General features: G+C 72.9%; 19 protein-coding genes and 1 pseudogene. 10 read left to right on the plus strand and 10 right to left on the minus strand.

Translation table 11 applies throughout. The features are described 5' to 3' along the window. Window position 1 precedes the first annotated feature (1 nt). The 3 genes from mmsA (at window position 2) to ACIDOF_RS21855 (ending at window position 4,091) form a co-directional block, all read left to right on the plus strand. Window positions 2–1,537, plus strand: a complete 1,536-nt coding sequence (gene mmsA / locus ACIDOF_RS21845) for a multiple monosaccharide ABC transporter ATP-binding protein (protein ID WP_409007706.1) — start codon at window positions 2–4, stop codon at window positions 1,535–1,537. Window positions 1,538–1,545: 8 nt separating this feature from the next. After that, window positions 1,546–2,844, plus strand: coding sequence for a multiple monosaccharide ABC transporter permease (mmsB, locus tag ACIDOF_RS21850; RefSeq protein ID WP_409007675.1), 1,299 nt, complete (start codon window positions 1,546–1,548; stop codon window positions 2,842–2,844). A gap of 95 nt (window positions 2,845–2,939) precedes the next feature. After that, window positions 2,940–4,091: an aldose epimerase family protein gene (locus ACIDOF_RS21855; RefSeq protein ID WP_409007677.1), complete on the plus strand. Its 1,152-nt coding sequence runs from the start codon at window positions 2,940–2,942 to the stop codon at window positions 4,089–4,091. A gap of 91 nt (window positions 4,092–4,182) precedes the next feature. Here ACIDOF_RS21855 and ACIDOF_RS21860 read toward each other — a convergent pair whose 3' ends face one another. The 3 genes from ACIDOF_RS21860 to ACIDOF_RS21870 form a co-directional block, all read right to left on the minus strand. Continuing rightward, the gene (locus tag ACIDOF_RS21860; RefSeq protein WP_409007678.1) at window positions 4,183–4,791 is read right to left on the minus strand and encodes a hypothetical protein; all 609 of its coding nucleotides are present in this window, start codon (window positions 4,789–4,791) and stop codon (window positions 4,183–4,185) included. Window positions 4,792–4,940: 149 nt separating this feature from the next. Then, window positions 4,941–6,062 carry a family 43 glycosylhydrolase gene (locus tag ACIDOF_RS21865; RefSeq protein WP_409007679.1) on the minus strand — a complete coding sequence of 374 codons (1,122 nt, stop codon included), beginning with the start codon at window positions 6,060–6,062 and terminating at the stop codon, window positions 4,941–4,943. Between the two features lie 39 nt (window positions 6,063–6,101). Beyond that, complete coding sequence (locus tag ACIDOF_RS21870) at window positions 6,102–8,615, minus strand: alpha-L-arabinofuranosidase C-terminal domain-containing protein (RefSeq protein ID WP_409007680.1); 2,514 nt, start codon at window positions 8,613–8,615, stop codon at window positions 6,102–6,104. Between the two features lie 270 nt (window positions 8,616–8,885). Here ACIDOF_RS21870 and ACIDOF_RS21875 point away from each other — a divergent pair, with 270 nt between their 5' ends. Together ACIDOF_RS21875 and ACIDOF_RS21880 are read left to right on the plus strand one after the other, a co-directional pair. Beyond that, window positions 8,886–9,089: a hypothetical protein gene (locus ACIDOF_RS21875; RefSeq protein WP_409007681.1), complete on the plus strand. Its 204-nt coding sequence runs from the start codon at window positions 8,886–8,888 to the stop codon at window positions 9,087–9,089. 186 nt (window positions 9,090–9,275) lie between these two features. After that, the gene (locus ACIDOF_RS21880) at window positions 9,276–12,497 is read left to right on the plus strand and encodes an amidohydrolase family protein (protein WP_409007682.1); all 3,222 of its coding nucleotides are present in this window, start codon (window positions 9,276–9,278) and stop codon (window positions 12,495–12,497) included. A 34-nt stretch (window positions 12,498–12,531) separates the two neighbouring features. Here the strand turns inward: ACIDOF_RS21880 and ACIDOF_RS21885 are convergent, their stop codons facing one another. From ACIDOF_RS21885 to ACIDOF_RS21900, 4 genes are all read right to left on the minus strand, one after another. Then, a complete protein-coding gene (locus ACIDOF_RS21885; protein ID WP_409007683.1) occupies window positions 12,532–13,584 on the minus strand; it encodes a chitinase in 1,053 nt (350 codons plus the stop codon). A gap of 188 nt (window positions 13,585–13,772) precedes the next feature. Then, window positions 13,773–14,477 (minus strand): ribonuclease H, encoded by a 705-nt coding sequence (locus ACIDOF_RS21890; protein ID WP_409007684.1) that lies wholly within the window; start codon window positions 14,475–14,477, stop codon window positions 13,773–13,775. Between the two features lie 123 nt (window positions 14,478–14,600). Then, the gene (locus ACIDOF_RS21895) at window positions 14,601–14,816 is read right to left on the minus strand and encodes a hypothetical protein (protein WP_409007685.1); all 216 of its coding nucleotides are present in this window, start codon (window positions 14,814–14,816) and stop codon (window positions 14,601–14,603) included. Window positions 14,817–14,875: 59 nt separating this feature from the next. After that, on the minus strand, window positions 14,876–16,165 hold the full coding sequence (locus tag ACIDOF_RS21900; protein ID WP_409007686.1) for a hypothetical protein: 1,290 nt from the start codon (window positions 16,163–16,165) through the stop codon (window positions 14,876–14,878). A gap of 163 nt (window positions 16,166–16,328) precedes the next feature. Here ACIDOF_RS21900 and ACIDOF_RS21905 point away from each other — a divergent pair, with 163 nt between their 5' ends. Further along, complete coding sequence (locus ACIDOF_RS21905) at window positions 16,329–16,979, plus strand: hypothetical protein (protein WP_409007687.1); 651 nt, start codon at window positions 16,329–16,331, stop codon at window positions 16,977–16,979. Window positions 16,980–17,127: 148 nt separating this feature from the next. Beyond that, entirely contained in the window at window positions 17,128–17,682 is a 555-nt protein-coding gene (locus ACIDOF_RS21910) for a hypothetical protein (protein ID WP_409007688.1), read from the plus strand. On the opposite strand, the gene ACIDOF_RS21915 is transcribed toward ACIDOF_RS21910, so the two are convergent. Beyond that, window positions 17,600–18,769, minus strand: coding sequence for a DUF4436 family protein (locus ACIDOF_RS21915; protein ID WP_409007690.1), 1,170 nt, complete (start codon window positions 18,767–18,769; stop codon window positions 17,600–17,602). The two genes, ACIDOF_RS21910 and ACIDOF_RS21915, sit on opposite strands and share 83 nt — an antisense overlap. A 238-nt stretch (window positions 18,770–19,007) precedes the next feature. On the opposite strand from ACIDOF_RS21915, the gene ACIDOF_RS21920 reads away from it, so the two are divergent. Beyond that, window positions 19,008–20,576, plus strand: a complete 1,569-nt coding sequence (locus ACIDOF_RS21920) for a class I adenylate-forming enzyme family protein (protein WP_409007691.1) — start codon at window positions 19,008–19,010, stop codon at window positions 20,574–20,576. A gap of 272 nt (window positions 20,577–20,848) precedes the next feature. Here ACIDOF_RS21920 and ACIDOF_RS21925 read toward each other — a convergent pair whose 3' ends face one another. Then, the gene (locus ACIDOF_RS21925; protein ID WP_409007692.1) at window positions 20,849–22,837 is read right to left on the minus strand and encodes an FAD/NAD(P)-binding protein; all 1,989 of its coding nucleotides are present in this window, start codon (window positions 22,835–22,837) and stop codon (window positions 20,849–20,851) included. Continuing rightward, window positions 22,834–23,850: an amino acid ABC transporter permease gene (locus ACIDOF_RS21930; RefSeq protein WP_409007693.1), complete on the minus strand. Its 1,017-nt coding sequence runs from the start codon at window positions 23,848–23,850 to the stop codon at window positions 22,834–22,836. Before ACIDOF_RS21930 ends, ACIDOF_RS21925 begins: the two co-directional genes overlap by 4 nt. A 451-nt stretch (window positions 23,851–24,301) precedes the next feature. On the opposite strand from ACIDOF_RS21930, the gene ACIDOF_RS21935 reads away from it, so the two are divergent. Next, window positions 24,302–25,444, plus strand: a complete 1,143-nt coding sequence (locus ACIDOF_RS21935; protein WP_409007694.1) for an LLM class flavin-dependent oxidoreductase — start codon at window positions 24,302–24,304, stop codon at window positions 25,442–25,444. Next, window positions 25,441–25,924: pseudogene (locus tag ACIDOF_RS21940) on the plus strand (GNAT family N-acetyltransferase); the annotation flags it as partial. The gene ACIDOF_RS21935 and the pseudogene ACIDOF_RS21940, both read left to right, overlap by 4 nt. Window positions 25,925–25,928 lie beyond the last annotated feature (4 nt).

A 25,928-nucleotide genomic window follows, 5' to 3' on the forward strand; every position in this document is an offset into this window, starting at 1 on the left:
GATGGCGGGGATCACCAAGACGTTCCCGGGCGTGAAGGCGCTCAGCGACGTCAACCTGACGGTGCGGGCCGGGGAGATCCACGCGGTCTGCGGGGAGAACGGCGCGGGCAAGTCGACGCTGATGAAGGTCCTCAGCGGGGTGCATCCGCACGGAAGCTACGAGGGCGAGATCCTCTTCGAGGGCGAGCCGGTCGCGTTCCGGGACATCCGGGCCAGCGAACGGCGCGGCATCGTGATCATCCATCAGGAGCTGGCGCTCGTCCCGTACTTGTCGATCGCGGAGAACATCTTCCTCGGCAACGAGCAGTCCACGCGCGGCGTCATCGACTGGAACGGCACGAACCGCCGGGCCGCGCAGCTCCTCGCGCGGGTCGGACTGCGGGAGAAGCCGCAGACTCCGGTGAGCGAACTGGGCGTCGGCAAGCAGCAGTTGGTGGAGATCGCGAAGGCCCTCGCGAAGGAGGTGAAGCTGCTCATCCTGGACGAGCCGACGGCCGCGCTGAACGACGAGGACAGCGCCAAGCTGCTCGACCTGATCCTGGAGCTGCGCGCGCAGGGGATCGCCTGCATCGTCATCTCGCACAAGCTGGGCGAGATCCGGGCCGTCGCCGACTCGGTCACGATCCTGCGCGACGGACGGACCATCGAGACCCTCACCGTCCGCGAACAGCCGGGCGCGGAGCCGGAGTTGAGCGAGGACCGGATCATCCGCGGCATGGTCGGCCGGGACCTCGACCACCGCTACCCGGAGCGTTCGGTGTACGCGGGCGACGACGCGGGCGAGACGGCCCTGCGCATCGAGGGCTGGACCGTGCGCCACCCCGTGGACCAGGAGCGGCTGGTCGTGGACGATGTGTCGCTGACGGTGCGGCGCGGCGAGATCGTCGGCGTCGCGGGCCTGATGGGCGCGGGCCGCACGGAGCTCGCCATGTCCGTCTTCGGCCGCAGCTACGGCGCTTACGTGGCGGGTTCGGTCGAGGTGGGCGGGCGGGCCGTACGCACGAAGACGGTGCCGGCGGCGGTCGCGGCGGGCCTCGCGTACGTCACGGAGGACCGCAAGCAGTACGGCCTGAACCTGATCGACGACATCAACCGGAACATCTCCCTGGCCTCACTGCCGGGCATGGTGCGCCGGGGCGCCGTCGACGAGCACCACGAGCGGTCGGTCGCCGAGCGCTACCGCAGGTCGATGAACATCAAGGCGCCGACCGTGTTCGAGCAGGTGGGGCGGCTGTCCGGCGGCAACCAGCAGAAGGTCGTCCTCAGCAAGTGGATCCACGCCGATCCGCAGGTGCTGATCCTGGACGAGCCGACGCGCGGCATCGACGTCGGCGCCAAGTACGAGATCTACACCGTCATCGACGAGCTCGCGGCGCAGGGCAAGGCGGTGCTGATCATCTCCTCGGAGCTGCCCGAGCTGCTCGGGATGTGCGACCGGATCTACACGATGGCCGAGGGCCGCCTCACCGGTGAGGTCGCGCGGGCCGACGCCACCCAGGAAGTGCTGATGCGCCACATGACCCTGAACAGAAGCTGAGGCCAGCCATGACCACCACGACCACACCGCCCGAGGAGGCGGCCGGCGCGAAGACGCCCACGCCGTCGACCGGCGCCCTGCTGCTGCACGGGCTGCGCACCAACATCCGCCAGTACGGCATGCTGTCCGCCCTCGCCCTGATCGTGCTGCTCTTCGGGTTCTGGACGGACGGGGCGCTGCTGCGCCCGGGCAACATCTCCAACCTGCTGCAGCAGAACGGCTACATCCTGATCCTGGCCATGGGCATGATGATCGTCATCATCGCCGGGCACATCGACCTGTCGGTCGGTTCGGTCGCCGCGTTCGTCGGCGCGATATCGGCCGTCATGATGATCAAACACGATCTGCCGTGGGGCCTCGCCCTGGCGATCTCGCTGGCGATCGGCGCGCTTGCGGGCGCCTGGCAGGGCTTCTTCATCGCGTATCTGGGCATCCCGTCGTTCATCGTGACGCTCGCCGGGATGCTGCTGTTCCGCGGACTCACGCAGATCACCCTCGAAGGACAGTCGCTGTCCCCCTTCCCCGAGGGCTTCCAGAACCTCGCCAAGGGCGTGCTCCCGGAGGCGGGCCCCGGCTGGTCGATCCCGCTGCCCTTCGAGTTCCATCTGAACCTGGGCTTCATCGAGCTGCGCACGGAGGCCATCGGCCCGTACCACAACCCGACCGTGCTGATCGGTCTCGCCGTGGTGGCGTTCCTGCTGGTCCGCGAGGTGCGGGACCGGCGGCGGCAGCGGGCGTACGAGCTGGACGTGCTGCCGCGGAACATCTGGGTGCTGAAGTGCGTGGCCATCGTCGCGGCGGTGCTGGCGTTCACGCTGACCCTGGCGAGCTGGCACGGCCTTCCGGTGATCATGCTGATCGTGTGCGGGCTGCTGCTCGGCCTCGGCTATGTGATGCGGAACGCGGTCGTGGGGCGGCACGTGTACGCGCTGGGCGGCAACAAGGCGGCGGCGAAGCTGTCCGGCGTGAAGGACAAGCGGGTCACGTTCCTGGTCTTCGTGAACATGGGCGTGCTCGCGGCGCTCGCGGGCTGTGTGTTCGCGGCGCGCCTCAACTCCGGTACTCCGCAGGCGGGGTTGAACTTCGAGCTGGAGGCGATCGCGGCGGCGTTCATCGGCGGGGCGTCGATGAGCGGCGGCGTCGGCACGGTCCTCGGCGCGATCATCGGCGGCCTGGTCCTCGGTGTGCTGAACAACGGCATGAACCTGGTGGGCGTCGGCACCGACTGGCAGCAGGTCATCAAGGGCCTCGTGCTGCTCGCGGCGGTCGGCGTCGACGTGTGGAACAAGCGCAAGGCGGGCTCGTAACTCCGCTGTGCAGCAGGCGACTTGGCAGCCGATGGCTCGGCAGCTGACGCCTTGGCAGCAGGCGACATTGCAGCGATCTACTTGAGGAGCCGCACATGGAAACGCGCAGACGCACGGTGCTCGCGGCGGCAGCGGCGGGCCTGACCGCCGCGGCCGCCGGAACCGGTGCCGCCCACGCCTCCGGCAGCCGCACCCCGGCCCGGGAGCGCTTCGGCCGGATGCCGGACGGCACGGAGGTGCACCGCTGGACCCTGACCGGCGGCGGGGTCCGCATGAAGGTCCTGTCGTACGGCGGGATCGTCCAGTCCCTCGAAGTGCCGGACAGGCACGGCGAGTCGGCGAACGTCTCGCTGGGCTTCGCCGACCTGGACGGCTACCTCGGCGAGTCCCCGTACCTGGGCGCGCTGATCGGCCGGTACGGCAACCGGATCGCGAAGGGCCGCTTCACGCTCGACGGCACCGAACACCAGCTGTCCGTGAACGACGGCCCGAACAGCCTGCACGGCGGCGAGCGCGGCTTCGACAAGCGCGTGTGGGACGTCGAGCCGTTCACCCGCGGCACGGACCAGGGCCTGGTCCTGTCGTACGTGTCGGCCGACGGCGAGATGGGCTACCCCGGCACGCTCCGCACCCGGGTCACGTACACGCTGAGCGCGGCCGGCGAGTGGCGCATCGACTACGCGGCGACCACGGACCGGGCCACGCCCGTCAACCTCACCAGCCATGTGTACTTCAACCTGGCGGGCGAGGGCTCCGGGAGCGTGTACGACCACCGGCTCTCGCTGGCCGCGTCCCGGTACACGCCCGTCGACGGCACGCTCATCCCGACCGGCGAACTCGCCCCGGTCTCGGGCACGCCGTTCGACTTCCGGCGGGCCAAGGCCATCGGCTCGGACATCCGCTCGGACCACCCGCAGATGCTGCACGGGCAGGGCTTCGACCACAACTGGGCGCTGGACAAGGGCGGTTCGGCCCGTCCGGCGCCGGTGGCCGAGCTGTACGAGCCGCGTTCGGGGCGTGCGATGAGCGTCGCGACCACCGAGCCCGGGCTGCAGTTCTACAGCGGCAACTTCCTCGACGGCACGCTGGTGGGAAGCTCCGGCCGCACGTACCGGCAGGGCGACGGGCTGTGCCTGGAGACCCAGCACTTCCCCGACTCCCCGAACCAGCCCGCGTTCCCGTCGACGATCCTGCGCCCGGGCGAGACGTACCGCTCGACGACGGTGTACGGCTTCGGGACCCGCTGAGCCCCCGACCCTCCGGTCCCCGCCACACGAACCGGCCCGGCACCCCTGCTGCGAGGGGTGCCGGGCCGGAGGCGTCTGCCGTACGGGAGGGTCAGGCCGCCTGGGCGTGCGTGTGCGTGTCGCAGGGGCAGGCCTTGTACGCGAGGCCCAGTTCGCCGTCGACGGCGGCGCTGGTGCGGCCCGCCGACTCGACGACCTTCTCCCAGGAGCCGTGCTTCGCGTACAGCTGGTCGGCGGTCGGGCCGAGCGGGTTGCCGTACTTCTCGCGGTTGCGCTGCTCCAGGGCGGCGACCTGGGCGGGGGTCATGCCGGCGCGGGCGATGTCCTTGGCCTCGTTGCGCATCCGCACCAGCTCGCGGGCGACGGTCTCAGGGCTCGCCCCGGCCCGCTCCAGCGCGCAGCGCCTGCGGCCCATGTCGGTCAGCAACTGGTGGTAGCGGACGCGGACTTGGCGCGCTTCGAGACGCTCGACGGGCGTCATCTCACGAATGCGGCAGACGACCTGTTCCTTGCTGGTGCACGGCTCCTGCGAGGGCGGCGCGAGCGAGGGCGCGCCGACGCTGATCGAACCGCAGGCGCCCTCGGGACAGGCCGTCGCCGTACCCGCGGCGGGTACGGCGACGGTGAACAGGGAGAGCGCGGCGAGGGCGGGCACGAGGACGCGGCGGCGCAGGGGTGTCGTGGAGGAGAGGAGTGACATGCGCTCATCGTGCTGCTCCCCCACGTCGAACCCGGGACGGCACGCCTCGCGATCACCCGTACGGGATGCGCCCGTCAGGGGCGCGGGGCTGTGCCATCAGCGGCTTCGCCGCGGGCGCGAGCAGCCACGACGGCGGGAAGGACGAAGGGCTACCGTCCCGCCCCGTCCGGGACCGGCACCCCGAAGTCCGGCGTCCCGTCCGCCCGCCACGTGAACGGCTGAAGCCGCGTATGCCGGTTGGGGTCATGGAGGGGATCCCCCTCGATGTGCTCGTACTGCCGCGCGTGGTACACGAGGACGTCGGTGCGTCCGTCCTCGGCGACGGTGAACGAGTTGTGCCCGGGCCCGAACTGCCCGTTCCCGGCACTGCTCCGGAACACCGGCTCCGGCGACTTGGCCCACGAGGCGGGGTCGAGGAGGTCGGCGTCCGCGTCGGCGGTCAGCAGGCCCATGCAGTAGTTGCTGTCGGTGGCGCTCGCCGAGTACGTGAGGAACACCTTCCCGTTGCGCCGGAGGAAGGCCGCGCCCTCGTTGACCTTGAACCCGACGCACTCCCAGTCAAACTCCGGTGTGCTGAGCCGCACTTGAGGGCCGGTGAGGGTCCACGGGTTCGCCATGCGGGAGAGGAAGAGGCCGGTGTTGTTGTCCATGCCGGGCTCGTGCTGCGCCCAGGCGAGGTAGCGGCTGCCGGTTGGGGTCTCCCCTGCTCGAACGGAGTTGAGAGCTTGGGGAAGGGTGAAGGTCGTCGCGTCGAGCGAGAACGTGTCCCAGGCGGTGGCGATCCGGCCCTTCTCCGTCCAGGTGCCGCGGAACGGGTCGGGGCTCGGGTTGGCGAGCACCCACATCCGGATCTTCCACACGTCGTCGGCGGGCGCGGCGGCGAAGTACACGTACCAGACGCCGTCGATCCGGTGCAGCTCCGGCGCCCAGATGTGGGCGGCCATGTCGCCGGTGGAGTGGGCGCGCCAGATCACCTGCTCGGGGGCGTCGGACAGCCCGCCGAGGGTGCGGGAGCGGCGCAGGACGATGCGGTCGTACTCGGGCACGGTGCCGGTGAAGTAGTAGTGGCCGTCGGCGGGTTGGCGGTGGATGTGCGGGTCGGCGCGCTGCTCGATGAGCGGGTTGCGGTAGGCGGCGGCGCGGCGTGCTGCCGGGGCGTCGGCCGCGTGGGCGCCGGGGGCGAGGCCGGGCACGGCGGCCGCGGCACCCAGGGCGAGGCCGCCGCGCAGCAGGGCTCGACGGGTCGGGGGCACAGAGTCGTTCGGGGGCATGCGGGTGCCTTTCGTGGTCGGGACTCGTACGAACCGGGTTCAGCGTTCCTTGATCCGCAGGAACGTCACGGAGTTGCCGGGGAAGGTGTGCGTGAAGGTGCGGCCGATGCCGTCGCGGGTCGAACTGCGGGGCGCGATCGGCCTGTTGTCGGCGGTGTTCTCGGCGTTCGGGTCGCCCTGGAGGGTGGTGACGCGGGCGGTGCCGGCGACGCGGTCCGTGCCGAGGTCGACGGCGGTGCGGGCCGCGTCGTCCTGGGCGTTGACGACCTTCACGACGAGTTCGCCGCTCGCCTCGTCGCGGGTGACGACCTGCCGGAACGGCTCGGCCTTCTTGTCGTCGGTGAAGGAGCCCCACTTCTCGCCGTCGAGGTACAGGGAGACCTGCCGGCCGCGCACCTCGATGCGCAGGTCGTAGGTGCGTCCCGTCTCGATCCTGGTGTCCTTCTCGACCATGGTCTGCTTGGCGCCGTCGACGGACTTCTCCACCACGGACCGGGTGTTGCCGAAGCCGCCGAGGTTCCACCAGTAGTGGTCGCGGCCGCCCTGGACGCCGAATGCGACGAGGAAGCCCTCCTTGCCGGACTTCTTGGTGGCCTTGACGCTCAGGTCGTAGTTCTGCCAGCTCTTGTCCCCGGCGGTGACGAGGGTGTCCTCGGCGTTCTCGTCGGACTGGACGTACGCGCCGTCCCGCACGGCCCAACTCCCGCGCCCGGCGACCGTGTTCCACTGGTCGGCGTCGCCGGTGAAGTCGTCGCTCAGCAGCTCGGCGCCGTCCTCGGCGACCACCTTCACGTCGTCGTACGCGGCGCTCGTCGCCCATGTGGACAGGCCGACGGCGCCCGTGATCGGCCCTGACGCGGTGGGCGTGCCGGACGCCTCGCTGGGCACGACCCGGTCGCCGGTGTTGTTCATGAACAGCTTCTGGACCTCGTAGTTCGCCGAGCCCCAGGAGCGGTGGTTGTCGAACCAGATCATGTCCGGCGTCCACTGGGTGCCGTCCACGTCGGCGAGGAGCGGCGCGTACGAGGCGAGCTTCACGACGTCCGCGTTGCGCTCCAGGCCCGTCATGTACGCGGCTTCGGCGAGGGCGTTCGAGAAGCGGTTGCCCTGGGAGGCGTACTCGCCGAGGAACACCTTCGGGCCGCCGCGGTCGTAGGAGTCGTAGCGCTCGTTGTTCTCCAGGAACCAGCGCGGGCTGTTGTAGTAGTGCTCGTCGACCATGGCGACGCGGTTCTCGCGGCTCAGCTGCCAGGCCCGGTCGAAGACCGAACCCGCGTCGTCGGGGCCGGAGTTGGCGACCACCTCGACGTCCGGGTGCTTCGCCTCGATCGCCGCGCGGAACTCCTTGAAGCGGGCGAAGAACTCGTCGGGCAGGTTCTCCTCGTTGCCGACGCCGATGCGCTTCAGGCCGAACGGCTCCGGGTGGCCCATCTCGGCGCGTTTGCGGCCCCATTCGCTGGTGGCGGGGCCGTTGGCGAACTCGATCAGGTCGAGGGTGTCCTGGACGTGCCGCCGCAGCAGCTCCGGGTCGTCGGTGGCCTGGTTCTCGCCGCAGCCGGTGACGAGGGCGGGCACGACGGGCAGCGGCTGCGCGCCGATGTCCTCGGCGAACTGGAAGTACTCGTAGTAGCCGAGCCCGTAACTCTGGTTGTAGCCCCAGAAGTTGGCGTTGACGGCGCGCTCCTCGACCGGGCCGATGGTGTCCTTCCACTGGTAGGAGCGGCGGCGCTGCCAGCCGGACTCCTCGTCGTACGCCTCGTGGCTGCCGGTGTTGACGAGGCAGCCGCCGGGGAAGCGCAGGAAGCCGGGGCGGAGCGCCGCGATCTTCTCGGCGAGGTCCTTGCGCAGGCCGTTGGGGCGGCCCTTGTACGTGTCGCGCGGGAAGAGGGACACCATGTCGAGCGCGACGGGCCGTGCCGCGGCGACCGTGAGGGCGCCGGTGGTGCTGGTGCGGGACGCGGTGAACGTCGCCTTGTACTCGGCCCAGCCGCCGCGCGCCGTGACGCGGTGGGCGGCGGCGAGGGCGCCGGACGCGTCCCGCAGCGTCACGGTGAGGGGGGCGCCGGCCGCCTCGTCGGTGCGGGCCCGGAACGACAGGTCGTACCGTTCGCCCTTCCGTACGGCCATGCCGTTCCCGAAGCCCGAGTTGGTGACGGAGGAGTCCGCGCCGAGCCGGAGGTAGCTGCGGTTGCGGGCGTTGAGGCGGCCCGCGTCGTCGGCGGTGCGGGCGCTGCCGGTGCTGCGCCAGGCGGTCAGGGGCGTGTACGCGGCGTTGTCCGCGGGGCCGTACTCGAACGACCGGTTCTGCACCAGCTCGGCGTAGAGCCCGCCGTCGGCGGCGTGGTTGATGTCCTCGAAGAACACGCCGTACATCGAGTCGGAGATCGCGGGGCCCTGCCGGGAGGGGTCGACGCTCAGGGTGTAGTCGGCGATCCCGGCGTCCGGGGCCGCGGCACCGCTCGCCGCGCCGCCGGGCGCGGCGAGGAGCCCCGCGCCGAGGGCCACACTCACGGCGAGGAGGGGAAGGCGTACGGGGCGCCGTCGTCGTCTCATCGGACTCCTTCGGTCGTTCGGAATGTCGGACATCACTCGCAACTTCGAACAAGTACCGCTGAGTCAGGGAAGGTAGGACCCGGCCCCACCCCCGTCAATCACTCGCGCAAGCATCCGCGCGAAATCGCGGTCAGAGTTCGAGATCCCGGACAACTTCCTTGCGGCGCACGGCTCTTGGCTCACGGATTCCGCTCTCGGCGAGATCGCCCGTGGCCCCATGGGAGAGATCGATCACAGCTTCGGGCCGTGCCCGTGCCGTACGGTGCCGCGGTGACAAACGCAGCAAACCTCTCCACGAGCACCCACATGAACCTGACGAAGACCCCGCAGCCGCCCGCCGCTCGCTCCGCCGCTCCCTCTGCGGGTTCCGCCGCCACGAGCACCCCGATCTACGACGCGCTGGTGCGCGAGTGGTACGCGGAGGGCCGCGACGCGGGCGGCGCGCAGCGCGACGAGAACGCCGACGCCGCGTAGGGCACCCGCCCAACTGGCTGGATCTGAACGGTCCGCCGTCCTCCAACGGCTCAACGTGGTGTTCCGCACCGCCCGCAGGCCTGGGCAGACTCACCCGCACACGTGATCACGCCGTACGTGTGCGCAAGGTCAGCTCCGCCCGCCGCGCGCCCGCCCCCGGGGCGCCGCGCAACCCCAGGAGGACCGTTGGACATCCAGGACGCATCCCGGCCGCTCCGCGACACCGACCCCGGCGACGTCAGCAGACGCCGGTTCCTGCAGGGCGCCGCCGCGGCCACCGCCGTAGCCTCGACCGCCCTCGCCTCGACCGCCGTCGCCCTGCCCCGGCCCGCCGCGGCGGCGACCGGCCAGGGCGTCGGGTACACGTTCACCGCCGCGACCAACGGCGCCGCGACCGTCGCACCGTCCGGCGCCGTGGTCGCCGAGGTGCAGGGCGTGCTGTGGTCCGTGCCGCGCGCGGGCGGCGCCGCCCAGCCCCTTACCCCGCCCGACCTGGAGCCGACCCGGCCGGTGTTCTCCCCCGACGGCACCCTGCTCGCGGTGTGCGCGTACCGGGGCGGCACGTTCCACCTCTGGACGCTGCGGCCCGACGGCTCCGGCCTCACGCAGCGCACCGACGGGCCCTGGGACGACCGCGGCCCGGCCTGGTCCCCGGACGGCCGGCGGCTCGCGTTCGCCTCCGAGCGCGGCGGCGACCCGGTGGCGGGCAGCCCGTACCGGATCTGGGTGCTCGACCTGGACTCCGGCGCCCTGACCCGGCTCACCGGCGTGCCCGGCCAGAACGGGCCGCACCAGGAAGGCCGTTGGGAGGACTTCGACCCCGCCTGGTCGCCGGACGGCAGCCGCGTCCTGTTCGTCCGGGCCCGGGTCCTGCCGGACACCGCCGGGCTCGACGCGCGCACCGTCGCGTCCGTACGGGCCGACGGCACCGGCGACGTCACCACCGAGTACGCCGAGCAGCGCACCGGCACCCAGCTCCTCGCGCCCGCCCCCTCCCCCGAGGGGCGGCTCGCGGTGCTGCGGACCACGCCCGCCCCGAGCGCCTCCTGCACGCTCCTCGTCGACGGCACGGCGGTCGCGGTGGACGGCGACGTGCATCCGGTGCCGCCGCGCTGGACGGGCCGCGACGAGCTGCTGCTCACGGTCGACGGCGCGTTCCGGCTCGTCCGCCCCGAGCGCCCGGACGCGTACGAGACGATCCCGTTCCGCGGCGAACTGACCGTCGACCGGCCGCGCTACACCGCGAAGCGGTACGACCTCGACCCGGGCGGCACCCGACCCGTGCGGGCCCCGCATCTGCCCGCGCTCTCCCCCGACGGCCGACAGGTCGCCTTCGCCGCGCTCAACTCCCTCTGGGTCGCGGCCGCTTCGGGCGGGCGTCCGCCGCGCCGCCTGGTCCGCTTCCCCGCCACGCGCTACGGGCTCGCGCCGAGCTGGTCCCCGGACGGCCGGTCCCTGCTCTACTCCGACGACCGGGACGGGCTGCACGCGGTGCGCCGCCGCGACCTCGACTCGGGCCGCGAGGAGGTCCTCGTCCGCGGAGGGCGCGTGCACCCCGCCCTGTCACCGGACGGACGGCGGCTCGCGACGCTCGACATGGCGTACAACCTGATGGTCCTCGACCTGGACTCCGGCGAGGAACGCAAGGTGGCCGCGCCGCTCGGGGCGGGCGGCGCGCCCGGTCGGCCCAGCTGGTCGCCGGACGGGCGGTACGTGGCGCTCTGCGACCTGGCGCGGCTCAACCAGCGCTTCCGGGAGGGCTACAACGTCATCCGGATCGTCGACGTCCGCGACGGCTCGTCCCGGCTGCACGCGCTCGCCCCGCACCAGTCGCTGTCCGACCGGTACGGCAGCGGGCCCGTGTGGTCGCCGGACGGGCGGCACTTCGCGGTGGTCGCCGAGTCCGCCCTGTGGCTGCTGCCGATCCGCACCGACGGCACGCCCGACGGCCCGGCGAAGCTGCTCGCGGACGAGCCGGCCGACCACCCGAGCTGGTCGGCGGACGGGCGCCGCGTCCTGTACCAGTCGGCGGGCCGGCTCAGGATCGTCGACATCGCCGACGGCGCGCCGCGCACCGTCCGCGTCCCCTTCGACCACCGTCGCCCCACGCCCGCCGACACGGTCGTGCACGCGGGCCGCCTCTGGGACGGCACGGGCGGCGACGACTCGGTCCGCGAGGACGTCGACCTGGTGCTGAGCGGCGGGCGGATCACGGCCGTCGAGCCGCACCGTCCGGGCCGCCCCGCCGAGCGCCGGATCGACGCGTCCGCGCACACCGTGCTGCCCGGCCTGTGGGACGCGCACACGCACCCGTGGCAGGCCACGTACGGCGGCCGCCAGACCGCCCTGCAACTCGCGTACGGCATCACGACCGCGGTCTCCTTCGGCGGCTTCGCGTACGAGCAGGCCAGGATCCGCGAGGCCGTCGCCGCCGGTGAACTGGCCGGCCCGCGCCTGCTCACCACCGGCGAACTCCTCGACGGCCCGCGCGCCTCGTACGGGATGAGCCGGGCGCACACGACCCGCGCGGGCCTGCGCCGTTCACTGGCGCGCGCGAAGGCCCTCGACTGGGACTTCGTCAAAACCTATGTGCGGGCGCCGGGTTGGGTGATGGCGGAGGCCGCGCGGTTCGCGCACGAGGAGCTGGGCGTGCGCGCGGGCAGTCATCTCCTGTCGCCCGGCATGCAGCTCGGCCAGGACCTGACGACCCATCTGCAGGCCACGCAACGGCAGGAGTTCGGCCGTTCGCTGACGGCGGGCGGCCGGTCCGGGCAGGACGTCACGGAGATCTACACGCACGGCGACTTCCACCTGGTGGCCACGCCGTTCACCGCGTCGCCGCTGATCGGCGCGGACCCGGCACTCGCCCGCGACGAGCGGGTGACGCGCCTGATGCCGCCGTGGGACGTCGCCACGGTCGAGACGGCGGCCGGAAAGCCGCCCACGGACGCCCAGTTGGCGACCATCCGCTCCGAGGTGCAGATCTACCACCGCATCCTGCAGGGCGGCGGCCTGGTCGCCCTCGGCACGGACCAGCCGCTGGTCGCGGTCGGCCTCCACCTGCACCTGGCCCTGCGCGCCCTGCACCGCTACGGCCTCTCCCCCGCCGAGGCCCTGCACACGGCCACATCCCTGCCCGCCCGAGCCTTCGGCGCCGCCCACGACCTGGGCACCCTGGAGGTGGGCCGCTGCGCGGACCTGGTGGTGGTAGACGGGAACCCGTTCACGGACTTCGACACCCTGGTCCGCACAGTGTCGGTGGTGCGCGGCGGAGTCCCGTACGACACCCGGGAGTTGGTGTCCGCCTTCCCCGCACCGGACACGGTGTCCCGCGCGGGGTCAAAGCGGCACTGGCACGAGGTCGGTGACCGGATGCGGCGCGGGAGCTGCTGCGATCCGGGGCACTGAGGGCGCGGCTCCGGGGCCGTTGACGCGGCGTGTGTCAGCGGCCCTGGAGGGTCTTCACGTTGTCGCCGAACGTCCAGTTCTTCGAGCCGTCCCAGTTGAGGGACCAGGTCATCAGGCCCTTGAGGGCGCCGTCGTAGTGGTTCCACGCCTGGGCTACCTGAGCGGGCGTCATGTGGCCGCCGCCCGAGCCGGGTTGGGCGGGGAGGCCCGGGGCCTGCTTGTCGTACGGGACGCGGATGGTGGTGCCCTGGACGACGAGGCCCTTGTCGAGGCAGTCGGTCTGGGCGACGAAGCCCTCGACGGTGCCGGCGGAGTAGGAGTCGCCGGAGCAGCCGTACATGCTGCCGTTGTAGTACTGCATGTTGAGCCACCACAGCCGGCCGTTGTCGGCGTACTTCTTCACGATCGGCAGGTACGCGCCCCAGATCGAGCCGTATGTGACGCTGCCGCCGGTGACGTACGCGGTCTCGGGGGCCATGGTGAGGCCGAACTCCGGGGGCATGCGGTCCAGGACGCCGTCGATGATGCGGATCAGGTTGGCCTGGGAGGTGGAGAGTCGGTCGATGTTGCCGCTGCCGGTGAGGCCGGTCTCGATGTCGATGTCGATGCCGTCGAAGTTGTACTTCTTGAGGATCGGCACGATGGTCTCGACGAAGCGGTCGGCGACGCTGGTCGAGTTGAGGTCGATGCCCGCGGCGGCGCCGCCGATGGACATCAGGATCGTGGCGCCGGAGGCCTTCGCCGCGCACATCTCGGCGGGGGTGGCGACCTTCACCGTGGAGTCCATGCCGTCCTCCCACAGCACGGTGCCGTCCGAACGGATCACGGGGAACGCGGCGTTGAGGACGTTGTAGCCGTGCTGCGGGATGCGCGGGTCGTCGATGGGCGTCCAGCCGAAGGGCGGGTGCACACCGTTGGCGGCGCCGTCCCAGTTCTCCCAGTAGCCCTGCAGCACCTTGCCGCTCGGTTTGGGCTTCACCGCGCACACCTCGTCCTGCGGCGCGGACGGCGCGGCGGCGGCGGGGAGTTGGGCGGCGGCCACGAGGGCGAGGGCCGCGGCGAGCAGTCGCACTGTTCGGACGAGCATGCCGTGCTCCGTTCCGGCCGCCGTCAACGGGTGGGCGGCGCAGGCGAGTTGAGATCGCGCTTCTGTGGGGGCACGGAAAAGGTAGCCGGACGGAGCCGTTTGGTCCAGACCTTTGCGCCGTGGGCCCGCGAGGTCTGTGCCGCGCGGGCCCGTCGTCCGTCTCGCCCGTCGCTCGTCTCGTCCGGCGCTCAGCTCGCCGGCTCGGCCTCCCGGCATGCCTCGTGGCCCCAGCCCCGGGCGATCTTCGTGATCTTCTCGCCCACGTCGTACCGCGACTGGCAGTGGCTGCACCGCCCCGGGAACTTGGCCTTGATGACCGCGCCGCCGCCGGTGCGCGGAGCCCGGCCGCCCGCGGCCTTCTTGCGGGGGCGCGCGGCGCGCGGCTTGTCCTCGGTCTGCGGGCTCGGCTCGGGGAAGCCGGCCGCGCCGTGCGAGGTACCGGCGGCCTGCTGCTCGGTGGCGGCGGTGCTGGCGGCGGCGTCGGCGATGGCGTTCAGCGGGTCGCCGTCGACCTGGTGGGCGAGCACGTGCACGAACTTCACGTCGCGGCCGTCGAGCAGCGCGTCGATGCGGACGACCAGGTCCTTGTTGGCGACGGGCTTCTTCGACGCGGTCTGCCAGCCGTTGCGCTTCCAGCCGGCGATCCACTTGGTGACCGCGTTCATCGCGTACTGCGAGTCCATCCGGATCTCCAGCGGCACCGCCGGGTCGGTGGACTCCAACAGCTCGGCCAGCGCGGTCAGTTCGGCCACGTTGTTGGTGTTGTGGCCGAGCGGCCCGGCCTCCCAGCGCTGCGGGGCGCCCGCCGGATCGGCGAGCACCCACGCCCACGCGGCCGGGCCGGGATTGATCTTCGCGGCGCCGTCACAGGCCGCGATCATGCGTTCAGACATCCCACGATCGTACGCGCCGGACGCGCCCGTCCCGTACGAGCGGATGCGCCCGTCCTGTACGAGCGGATGCGCCGGTCCCGTACGAGCGGATGCGTACGCCACGGACGAGCCGATGCGTACGGATCAGAACAGCGGCAGCTGGCCCGGGAAGTCCGGGACCGCGTATCCGTCGAGGGTGCGCTGGCCCGAGTCCAGGGCTACGCGGCGTTTCGAGCCGGGGCAGGACACCAGGGACTGCCCGCCCACACCTGCGGGCGGGTCGTGGCGGGACAACCGGCCCGCCACGACGGCGATTTCACGGGCACACTCCGGGCAGGCCCGGCGCGGGGAGGACGACATGTGATCAGTGTGCCCCGTACCACTGACAGTCCCCGCGCCGGCCGTGCGCGCCGCCGCGGTCAGTGCCGGCCGTCGCTCGCCTTCCGCAGGGCCTCGATGCACGCGCCGATGGACCGCTGGAGCTCTTCGAGGCGCTGCACCATGTCGTCCTCGTAGATGTCGTCGGCGTCGTCGAAGGTGAGCTCCTCGAACACCTTCGTGGCCTTCTCCAGGCTGCTGTAGAACTTCGTCCGCCGTTCCTGCACGCGCAGTTCGGGGTCGCGCTCGACGGCCTCCTCGACGGCCTGCGCGGCGAGGTCCTTGACGGTGTCGTACGCCTCCGTCGTCCACTCGCCGACCTCTTCGTCGTCGTCCAGCTCGTCGAGCAGGGACAGGTGCCGCTCGGCCTCCTGGCGCAGCTCGGCGGGGGCCTCGACCTTCTGGCCGGCCGGCGTCTTCAGCTCGCCCTGCTCGGCGATCTGTCGGACGAACCCGATCCGGTCGGCGGCCTTCGCCTCCTGCGCGACGGCCTTCTTCAGGACGTCGGTGCGCGCGATGTCACGGGCCAGCTCGGTCTGCAGCGCCGGGTCCTCCTTGATCCGGTCGAGCAGCGCGGCGCGGGCGGCCTGGGCGGTGGAGGGGTCGGCGAGGATCGCGGCGCGCAGTGCGGTCGGGTTCTCGGCGACCTCCAGGGCCTTGGTCGGGCGGATGCCCTCGGCCTCGGCGGCGGCGGTGATGGCGGTGCCGCGCGCGGAGGTCGCGCTGTTGCGGGAGACGTAGTAGGAGAGCCAGACGTCCGCGTCCGGGAGTTCGACCTCCGCTCCCGGTTCGAGGGCCTCGAACTGCGGGACGAGACCGTCGTCGGCCGCCGCGTCCCACGCCTTGTAGAAGCGCATCACGCGCTCGGGCGAGCAGCCGGCCAGCTCCCCGAAGCGCTTCGCGGACACCTTCGGCGTCTCCGCGGACGACTGCCCGCCGGGCCGCACGCTCCGCGCCACCTTGAGCGCGAACGCCCAGCCGCCGGTACGGGCGTACACACCGAACTCGTGGGCGTCGCGGGCGATGCGCTCGTCGACGGCGGAGCCGCTGTCGGAGACTTCCTCGTCTGCGGCGGCGTCCGGCTCCCCGTGCCCCTTCTCGTCTGCGGCGGCGTCCGGCTCCCCGTGTCCTCCCTCGGCCGTCTCCGCGTCCGTCTCCGCATCCGTCTCCGCCGGGGTCCACTCCGCGCCCGCGATCAGGTCCGCGTCCGTGGCGGCGACCGGCGGCTGCTCCGTACTCTCGGCCGCGGCCTGCTCCGGCACGTCGGCCGGGCTCTGCTGCGGGTCGAGGGGCGCGGAGTCCGAGGTGGCGGGGGCGATCGCTACGGTCACAGGGAACTCTCCTGGCGGTATTCCGACGACAACGAACAAAGCACGCATCTTATGCGCACCGGGTTGACGTGAAGCCGCGTACGGCCGTCGAAGTGGCCCCGGACACGTGTCCTAGACTCGCAGCACCCGACGCAGGAGCGAGCCGCAGGAGCGAGCCCAACCGATGCCATCCGCCGTGCAGGTCCCGCCGGACGCGTGCGCCTTCGACCATGCCGCGACGCGTCGCAACTGGCAGCGGGCGCGGCTGCGGGCGGGGGCGGTGCTGCCCCTGGTCGTCCTGCTGCTGCTCGCCACCCTGACGGTGATGGGTCTGCTGGGCGACCGGCACGGGTCTCCGCCGATGTGGATGCGGGTCGCCGGGTTCGTCTGCCTGGTGGCGGCGCCGTTCGTGTTCGCGGCGGCGCTGTACTCGCTCGGCCCCGTGCTGCGGCTGCGGCGGATCCGCCGGGTGCTGCGCGAGTACCCGTGGGAGTACCGCGCGGCCGTACGCCCCTGCCCCGGCGTCAAGGACGTGATGGCGCTGCCCGTGCAGCTGCGGACGGAGCCCGGCGGGGAGTGGTCGCGGGCGATGCGGGCGATCAACCCGCTGCAGCGCAAACGCTGGACGGGCGTGATGGAGCAGGGCGCGTGGTTCGCGGGCGACCCGGAGCTCGGCGGGGTCATCGCCGAACCGGGCGGGCGGGAGCTGATGACCCTGGAGCGCGGCCGCCGCACGCCCGTCGAGGAGTACCGGGCGATCGCCCGTGACAGGGAGCGGATGGCCCGCGCGAAGCGGGCGGGCCTCGCGTCCCTGGGCGCGGGCCTGCGCGGCTGACCCGCCGGCTCCGGCAGGCCCGCCCGTGCCACCGAGTGCGCCGGCCCCCGATCTCCCAGGAATCCCCCACGTTTCCCAGGAGTCCCCCCGCCGATTCCCCCCACCCGGTCCCCGGACCGGATCACCGCAGAACGAGAAGGAGCAGTGCGTGAAGACGCAGGTCCCCCTGCCGATGACGAAGTACGCGTACGACGACCCGGCCACGCGCGAGGCGTGGTCCCGGGCGAAGCGCTTGACGCTCGTCAACTTCCTGGTCAGGGCCGTCATATGGGTCGGTCTGCTGGTCACGGCGATGGTCGGCCCGGACCGGGACGGCAGCCAGGTCGTCACCGGGCTCGCGGCGTTCCTGTCGATGATCACGGCCTTCCTGCTGATCCGCCCGGCGCGCAAGCTGCAGTGGCTGCTGGTCGTCGGCCGGGTCCTCAAGTCCGGCCCGTGGCGCCCCGTCACGGCGGTCCGCAGGCCGGCGGTGAAGGTCGCGTCGGGGCTGCCCGTCGAGCTGCTCCCGGGTGCGGCCGAGGCGGACGAGCAGGTCGGCAAGGAGCCGCGGGTCGTGGCCGCGCGGACCTGGCGGCGCCGGGTGCCGTGGTCGGACGAGGCGAGCCAGGAGTGCTGGATCGTCACCAGTGAGGACCCGCGTCTGCCCTCCGTCCTCGCCCGCCCCGGCGGCACCGACCTGGTGACCCTGCACCGGGCCCGCTGACCGGGGCCTCCGCGGACCGGTCCGCCGTACGAACCGCGCCGCCGCGCACCCTGCTTCCCGCCGGGGTGCCGCGGCGGCGCAGTCGTACGAGGCGGGCGCCGGAGCCGCCGCTGCCGTTGCCCTTCCGGTCGCCGTTGCCGTTGGTGGCCAGGAGGGGGTCCACGGGGCCGCCCGTGCGGTGCTCGATGTGGATGCCGTGGAACACGAGCCGCGTCAGGCTGAGGGCGATCAGCGCCTCGGCCCAGTAGAACGCCCCGTAGTCGAGCAGGCAGCCGTTGGGCGGGGAGCCCGGGGCCGCGTTGCGCAGGCCGACCAGGGCGAACAGGCTCGCCGCCATCCAGCCGAGCGCGGGCCAGACTAGGCCGCGGCGCTGGCCCACGACGAGCCAGCAGGCGACGGCCACCGCCAGGGCGATCGCCCACATCGCGGTGATCATGAACCAGGCCATGATGAACGTGCTGCGGGACCGCTTGACGGTGCCGTCGATCAGAGCGACGTCGTCCACGTACCGCGCGGAGTGGGGCACGATCGCGAAGTTCGGGTCCTGGTCGCGGTAGGTGAGGGCGATCGGGACGGCGTCCGTGCCGGTGGTGGTCGCGGTGAGGACGAGCCGCGTGCGGTAGCGGTCGAAGGGGTAGTCGGACGGGGTGCCCTCGGACAGGGCGACGCGGAACTCCTTGCGCCAGACCGGGCTGTCCTTGTCGAAGGTGAGCTCGTCGACGTCGGGGTCGTTGAGGTAGAGCGTCATGTCCGTGCCGGCGTTCCCGACGGGCCCGGCGTACTTGCCGCGCGGAACGGCGTACAGCTGCAGCGTCATCCGCCGGTCGTCGGGGCCGGTGCGCTGCACGGTCACCTCGACGTCGAGCCGGTCGGCCTTCCCGGCCGCGCCGACGTGCACGGGGCGCTCGCGTACGGAGCGCTCGTCGGCGTAGAGGGCGACCCCGGTGCCGAACAGGACGAGCAGCACGACGAGGCCGACGAGGGCGCCGCGCCAGGGCAGCCCGGGCGTGCGGCGCCCGGTCCGCGCGGCGGCGGGCAGCAGGGCGCGCACGCCGCGTGCGGGGCGCCGTCCGGCGGGCGGTGACATGGCACGATCCTCGGCGCTCCGACGGTCGTGCGCCGCACGGGAGCACCCAGGTGGAGGGTGCGGTACGGGAGTCCGTGCGGGAAGGATGTCCGCGCACCCTCTCGACTGTCCCGGCGAGTTCGGCCAGCATGCGGTGAGCACGTCGACGCGAGACCCCAGCCGTTGTCCCGTACGCGCCCGCATGCGAGACCCGAACCGTGCACGGACCCGTCGGTTGCCGCAGAAGGCAGGTGCCCCGATGCTCGATCGCTCCCCGAACCTCGCCCTCCTCGCCGAGAGCGCCCGCGAACGGCTCGGCGACCACGAGTCGCTGGTGTACGGCGGGCGCGTCCACCGCTCCGGCCGGCTGCACGAGCGCGCCGCACGCGTCGCGACCGGACTGGGCGCCCTCGGTGTCCGGCCCGGTGACCGGGTGGTGGTGCTCACCGCCAACTGCCCCGAGGTGACGGTCACGTACAACGCGGTGTGGCGGGCCGGCGGGGTGGTGACGCCGGTGATGTTCCTGGTCGCGCCCGACGAGCTGCGGCACATCCTGGTCGACTCCGGGGCGCGGGTCCTCGTGACCAGCCCGGAGCTGCTGCCGACCGTCGCCGCCGCCGCGCCCGGTGCGCCGGACCTGCGGCACGTGGTGGTCGTCGACGACGCGCCCGCCGAGACGCCGGAACTGCCCGCGCACCTGCGGGTCAGCTCGTACGCGGAGGTCGAGGACGCGGCCTCGGGGGTGCCCGTGGCGCGCGGGGCGGACGATCTCGCGGCGCTGCTCTACACCGGCGGGACGACCGGCCGCGCCAAGGGCGTGATGCTCAGTCACGGCAACCTGCACGCCTGCTCGCTGGCCACGCACAGCGCCGGACAGGAGTCCGGGGAGGTGGAGGGCCTGAACCGTACGTTGATCCCGCTGCCGTTGTCGCACGCGTACGGGCTGATCGTGACGCTGGTCGGCTGGCACGCGCTCGAACCCCAACTCGCCGTGCTGCAACGGTGGTTCGACCCGGCGGAGTGGCTGGACCTGGCGCAGAAGCACCGGGTGCACCGGACGACGCTCGTGCCCAGCATGATCCAGATGCTGCTGGCCCAGCCCCTGGAGGAGGCCGACCTGGGCGAGCTGCGCCAGGTCGCGAGCGGGGCCGCGCCGCTGCCGCACGAGGTGCGGGCCGAGTGGGAGCGGCGGGTGCCCAGCAGCCGGATCCTGGAGGGGTACGGCTGCACGGAGTCCGGCTCGGTCATCGCCACCACCCGACCCGGCGAGGTCCGCCCCGGCTCGGTCGGCCGCGCGCTGCCCGGGTACGCCGTCGAGATCCGCGACGAGCAGGGGCGGGCCGTGCCGGTCGGCGCGGACGGCGAGATCTGTGTGCGCTCGGTGGGGGTGACCGTCGGATACTGGCGCGCGCCCGAACTGACCGGGGACACGGTGCGCGAGGGGTGGCTGCACACGGGGGACGTCGGGCGGTTCGACGAGGACGGGTTCCTGTACGTGGTGGACCGCAAGAAGGATCTGATCCTGCGGGGCGGGTTCAACGTGTACCCGCGCGACGTGGAGGACGTCCTCGTCACGCATCCCGAGGTGACGTCGGCGGGCGTCGTCGGCCGCCCGCACCCGCGGCTCGGCGAGGAGGTCGTCGCGTACGTGACCCTGCGGGGCGGGGCCGCGGGTGCGGCGGGGGCGGTGTCGGAGGAAGAGCTGATCGCGTACGCGCGGGCGCGGCTGTCGGCGCACAAGTACCCGAGGGAGGTTCGGGTGGTGGGGCAGTTGCCGTTGACGAGTGTGGGGAAGCTGGACCGGAAGGCGCTGCGGGGGTTGTCCTGAGGGCCGCCCCCTCGGCCCTCACCCCGGGACTCCGCCCCTCCCGGCCCCCGCTGCATCGCCCTGCGGGCTCGCGTCCTCAAGCGCCGGACGGGCTCCATCTCCGTCCCCTCCCCGCCCCTTCCCGATAGCCTGCGGCGCCGTCGTGGCTGGTCGCGCAGTTCCCCGCGCCCCTGAAAGAACCAGCCCCTCCGGCGTTTGAGGAGGCCCGCCCGGCGAGGGCTTTCGGGAAGGGGCGGGGTGGGGAAGAAGACTCCGCACCGGCCACCCGCACGTCAGGTCGAACCCCGTGACGCGAACCTCAACACCGCCCGTGCCGTCGCATCGTTCTGGCGGAAGACCGGGGCGTCCGTGTGGGGGCGGGCGAAGGCGGCTATCGCTCGGCTGGTCGTCGGCGCGCCGAGGGCGATGCGGCGGGGGTGCGGGGCCTGTGTGCCGTCGCCGTCGGACGGCGTGAGGAGGTGGCCGTCGGCCGGGGACGCGCTGAGGCGGCCGGTCGTCAGGTCCTGCCCGCCGCCCCTCCGGCGTTCCTCCACGGCCTGCCCGTCGCGCCGCAGCGCCGCGAGCAGCGGGTCGGCCGTGCGGGACACCGTGGGCCGGGGCAGGTACGCCTCGATCAGTGTGGTGGCCGTGACCGCGTGCCCGGGCACGGTCGACGAGCGGGCCCGGAACACCCCCTCGGCTTCGTCGGCCGCCACGTCCAGGTCGGCGCCCACGAACCGCACGACCCCGGCCCGGGACAGGGCGAGGAGTTCGCGGAGCCGGAAGGCGGGCGGTCCGGAGGCGTAGTAGCTGAAGAACCCGGTCCACCAGCCGTCGAGTTGGCGGGCCACCGAGTCGGGGGTGAGCCGTCCGGTCGCGGCGAGCGCGGGCAGCTGCCCGTAGACGGAGAGCAGGGCGTGGAACGCGCCGAGGTCGGCGCTGTGGGCCGGGTTCTCGCGGCGGGCGATGTCGGCCTCGATGCGCCGGCGCAGCTCGTCCTGGAAGGTGGCGTGGTCGGGTGCGGTGTGCCCGGCGAGGGGCCGGTCGAGTGCGTCGAGGTCGAGGCGGTCCTCCGGGTCGGGCACGGCCTCGGCGACGAGTTTGGCCAACTCCTCGTCGTACCAGCCGAGTCGGTCGTACGCGGCGAGGAAGCGCGGCCAGGGGACCGTGGTGCGCTCGGGGTGGGCGTGGAACAGCTCGTGGTAGTGGCCGAAGCCGACCTCCTTGGCGATCAGCGGCCACACGTCGCGCCGCAGGTCGAGCAGGCGGCCGTGGCGGCGGGACTCCTCGGCGAGGGCGGCGATCCGGTCGGGGCCGAAGTGGCGGGGCAGCGGGGCGCGTGCGGCGCGGAGCCGGTAGCCGGGTTTGGCGCGGTACGGCACGCCGCGCCGCGACCCGACGTACAGGATGGGTTCGCGGCCGGAGGGCCGGTACGTGAGCCGCCCGCCGGGCCCGGTGGCGTACGTGCCGCCGCGGCCCTCGGTGAGGAGCACCGTCAGGTCGACGGCGGCGAGGCCGAAGCCGCGCAGCAGGACGGGTTCGCCGGGCGGGATGGCGGAGAGGTCGGCGTCGGCGGAGAACTCCGGTGGTATGTACCGGAGTTGGTGGCGGTCGGCGAAGGCGGCGAGGGCGCTTTGTGCGGGGTCGGGGCTCGACGACAGGTGGCCCTGGGCCAGGACCACGAGGTCCGCCTCGACGGGCTCGGGCCGGTCGGCGAGGTGGAGGAGTTGGGGGCCGTCGGCGGGTCCGGTGAGGCGGGTCGCGGTGGTGCGGTGGACGAACACCTCGATGTGGGGCGGGAGTTCGGTGAGGGCGCGGTGGAACGCCCAGTCCAGGTAGGCGCCTTGGGCGCGGCGGGTCGGGAAGTCCGTGGGCCGGAGCGCGGCCAGCTCGGCGCGTACGGCCGGGTCCTGGACGGGGCGTACGGGTGGGTGCCGGTGCGGGTCGGCGGCCCATGCGGCGAGCGTCGGGCCGGGGCGTACGGGGCCTTCGAGGGTCGACGTGGAGTCGGTGAAGACGGTGACGTCCTCGGCCATGGAGTTCATGCGGAGCAGCGGCGACTGCTCGTGCCGCCAGACCCGGCCCGCGCCCGGCGGGTGCGGGTCCACGAGGTGGATGTGCAACTCCCTTGTGGGGGCGAGGAGTTCGGGGGCGTTGGCGGCGATGCGTTCGAGGAGGCCGAGGGCGCGGGGGCCCGCGCCGACCACCCCCAGGACCGCGGGCCGCCGCGTCCGTGCCGGTGGCTGCGCCGGTGTCTGTGCCGGTGTCTGTGCCGTGCTCATCGGCGGTCCTCCCCCGAGTCGGCCGTCTTCCGGGGGACGTGCGGTTCCGCGTCGGGGGCGGTGGCCGCGCGGAGCCGGTCCCGTACGGATGCGGCGCGGGCGCGCAGGCGTTGCAGCGGGGTCGGCGGCAGGACGCGTTCGGCGCCGCGCGCGTAGTGCCGTTCGACGTAGAACTGGGCGACGGTGAGGACCGTGGTGACGGCGATGTACCAGAGGGTGGCGACCAGGAGGAGCGGGATCACCTGGTAGGTGCGGTTGTAGACCAACTGCACGGAGTACAGCAGGTCCTGGACCGCGAGGATCGACACGATGCTGGTGCCCTTCAGGGTGCCGATCAGCATGTTGCCGGCCGTGGGCACGATGGAGCGCATCGCCTGCGGGACGACGATGCGGCGCAGGAGCCGGGCGCGGCCGAGGCCGAGCGCCTGGGCGGCCTCGGTCTGGCCCGCGTCGACGGACAGGATGCCGCCGCGCACCACCTCGGCCGCGTACGCCGCCTCGTGCAGGGTGAGGCCGATGAGGGCGGTCGCGGCGGCCCCGAAGACGTTGACGGTCTTCACGGTGACGAACTCGGGGCCGAAGGGGATGCCGAGGCCGAGCGTCGGGTAGAGCGCGCCGATGTTGAACCAGAAGAGGAGTTGTACGAGCAGCGGGGTGGAGCGGAAGATCCAGATGTAGCCCCAACTGAGCGTCCGCAGCACGGGGTTGGCGGAGAGGCGCATCACGGCGAGAAGGGTTCCGGCGAGGAAGCCGAGGACCATGACTGCGGCGGTCAGCCAGAGGGTGAGGAACAGCCCGTCGAGCACGGCGGGGGTCGTGAAGTAGTCGCCGACGACGCCCCACTGGAAGCGCGGATTGCGGACCACGGAGTTCGCGATCATCACGAAGAGGAGCAGCGCGAGCGCCGCGGCGAGCCATTGGCCGGGACGGCGGCGGGCGACGGTGCGGGGCGCGGTCTCGTGTGCGACGGCCACCTCGGGGGTGGTGGCGGGTGTGCGGTGCAGGGTGGCCATGCGGGCTCCGGGTTCAGACGGACGGGAGGGCACGCTCCGCGCGTGTGCCGTCATCACCCGCCGCGTCCCTCAACACGGCCGGAACGAACGGGGGTCGGGCCCGCCGCAGGTTCCGTGTTCCAGGCTAGGGACCTGGTGCTGCGGCCGTATGAACAACGTGTGGCGGCCACCGGTCGGCGGCCCTCGGACGGTTGACGGTGCCGAGAGCGCGGTGCTCAACTGTCGCCATGTCCGCAACACCGGCCCTGGTCACCCGCGACCACATCGACTTCGGTCGAGTGTGGTCGGCGGCGTGTAACGCCTGAGCAGGACTCCCTCTCTCCTTCCGGGCCCCGTCCCGGCTCTCTCCCTCCGCCCGCGCCCGGCGCGGCGTCATCACCCCCGTACCGCTGTTCCCGTACGCCCTCCTCCCGTACGGCTTCCTTCTCGTACGCCCATGAAAGGCCCTGTCATGCCTGTGGAGTTCCTCGGTATCGCCGCGACCAACGACGGCTCAGAGACCGGCGCGCGCTCCGGTGCCGCCTTCGACAAGGAGTACACGCTGCGGCTCGCCCGCGCCCACGAGGACCACGGCTGGGACCGGGTGCTGTTCGCGTACAGCTCCGGCTCGCCGATCCCGACGCCGGCCGCGGCCTACCTCGCCGCCAAGGTGGAGAAGCTGCAGATCCTGCTGGCGCACCGGCCGAACGTCTCGTACCCGACGTACGCGGCGCGCAGCTTCGCCACCCTCGACCAGATCAGCGACGGCCGGCTGACCGTGCACTTCATCACCGGCGGCAGCGACCACGAGCAGCAGCGCGAGGGCGACACGCTCACCAAGGACGAGCGGTACGCGCGCACCCGCGAGTACATCGACATCGTCAAGCAGGTGTGGACGCGCCGCGAGCCCTTCGACCACGAGGGCGAGCACTACCGCTTCAAGGACTTCGTGAGCGACGTCTTCCCCACCCGACTCCCGCGCCCCGGTGTGTCGTTCGGGGGTTCGTCGGCGGCGGCGTACGCGGCGGGCGGGGCCGAGGCGGACGTGTTCTGCCTGTGGGGCGAGCCGCTCGCCGAGACCGCGCAGCAGATCGAGGCGGTGAAGGCGGCGGCGCAGGCCGCGGGCCGCACGGACGTGCCGCGCATCCAGGTGGCGTTCCGGCCGATCATCGCGCCCACGGAGGAGCTGGCGTGGGAGAAGGCGCACCGCACGGTCGGCGCGATCCGGGAGCGCCGGGAGCAGGGCCTCGTACGGCACCACCGCGGTGACAACCCGCAGAACACCGGCTCGCAGCGGCTGATCGCGATCGCCGAGCAGGGCGAGCGGTACGACCGTGCCCTGTGGACGCCGACCGCCGCCGCGACCGGGGGCGCGGGCAACTCCAACGCCCTGGTCGGCACCCCGGAGACGGTCGCGCAGGCGCTGCTCGACTACTACGACCTGGGCGTGGACATCCTCTCGGCGCGCGGCTACGACCTGCTCGGGGACGCGATCGACTTCGGGCGGCACGTCATCCCGATCGTCCGCGAGGAGGTCGCCAAGCGGGACAAGGAGCGGGCGGAGCGCGGCCCGCAGACCCTCGCCCCGGGGCTCTCGGCGGCGGCCGCCGGATGACCTCGCCGCACGCGGGGCCCGCACCGCTGACGGTGGTGCGGGTCGCCGCCGACGATCCGCTGGCCCGGCCGCTGCTGCGGGAGCTCGGCGACGAGTACTCCCGGCGGTACGGCAAGGACGCGCACGCCGAGCTGCTGCGCTATCCGGCCGCCGAGTTCGCCGCCCCGGGCGGGGTACTGCTGCTGCTCCTGGAGGCGGGCGAGCCGGTGGCGGGCGGGGCGTTCCGGCGCCACGAGTCGTTCCGCACCGCCGAGTTGAAGAGGATCTGGACCCATTCGGCGCACCGCAGACGCGGCCTTGCCCGGCGGGTGCTCGCCGAGCTGGAGCGGGAGGCCGGGCAGCGCGGCTACCGGCGGATCCACCTCACCACCGGTCCGCGCCAGCCGGAGGCGCGTGCCCTGTACCTGGCCACCGGCTACACCCCCCCTCTTCGACACGGCCGCCGACCCGGAGTCCATCGGCCCGCTGCCGTTCGAGAAAGCAC

Source organism: Streptomyces sp. Da 82-17 (assembly GCF_046098215.1).
Classification (GTDB): Bacteria; Actinomycetota; Actinomycetes; order Streptomycetales; family Streptomycetaceae; genus Streptomyces.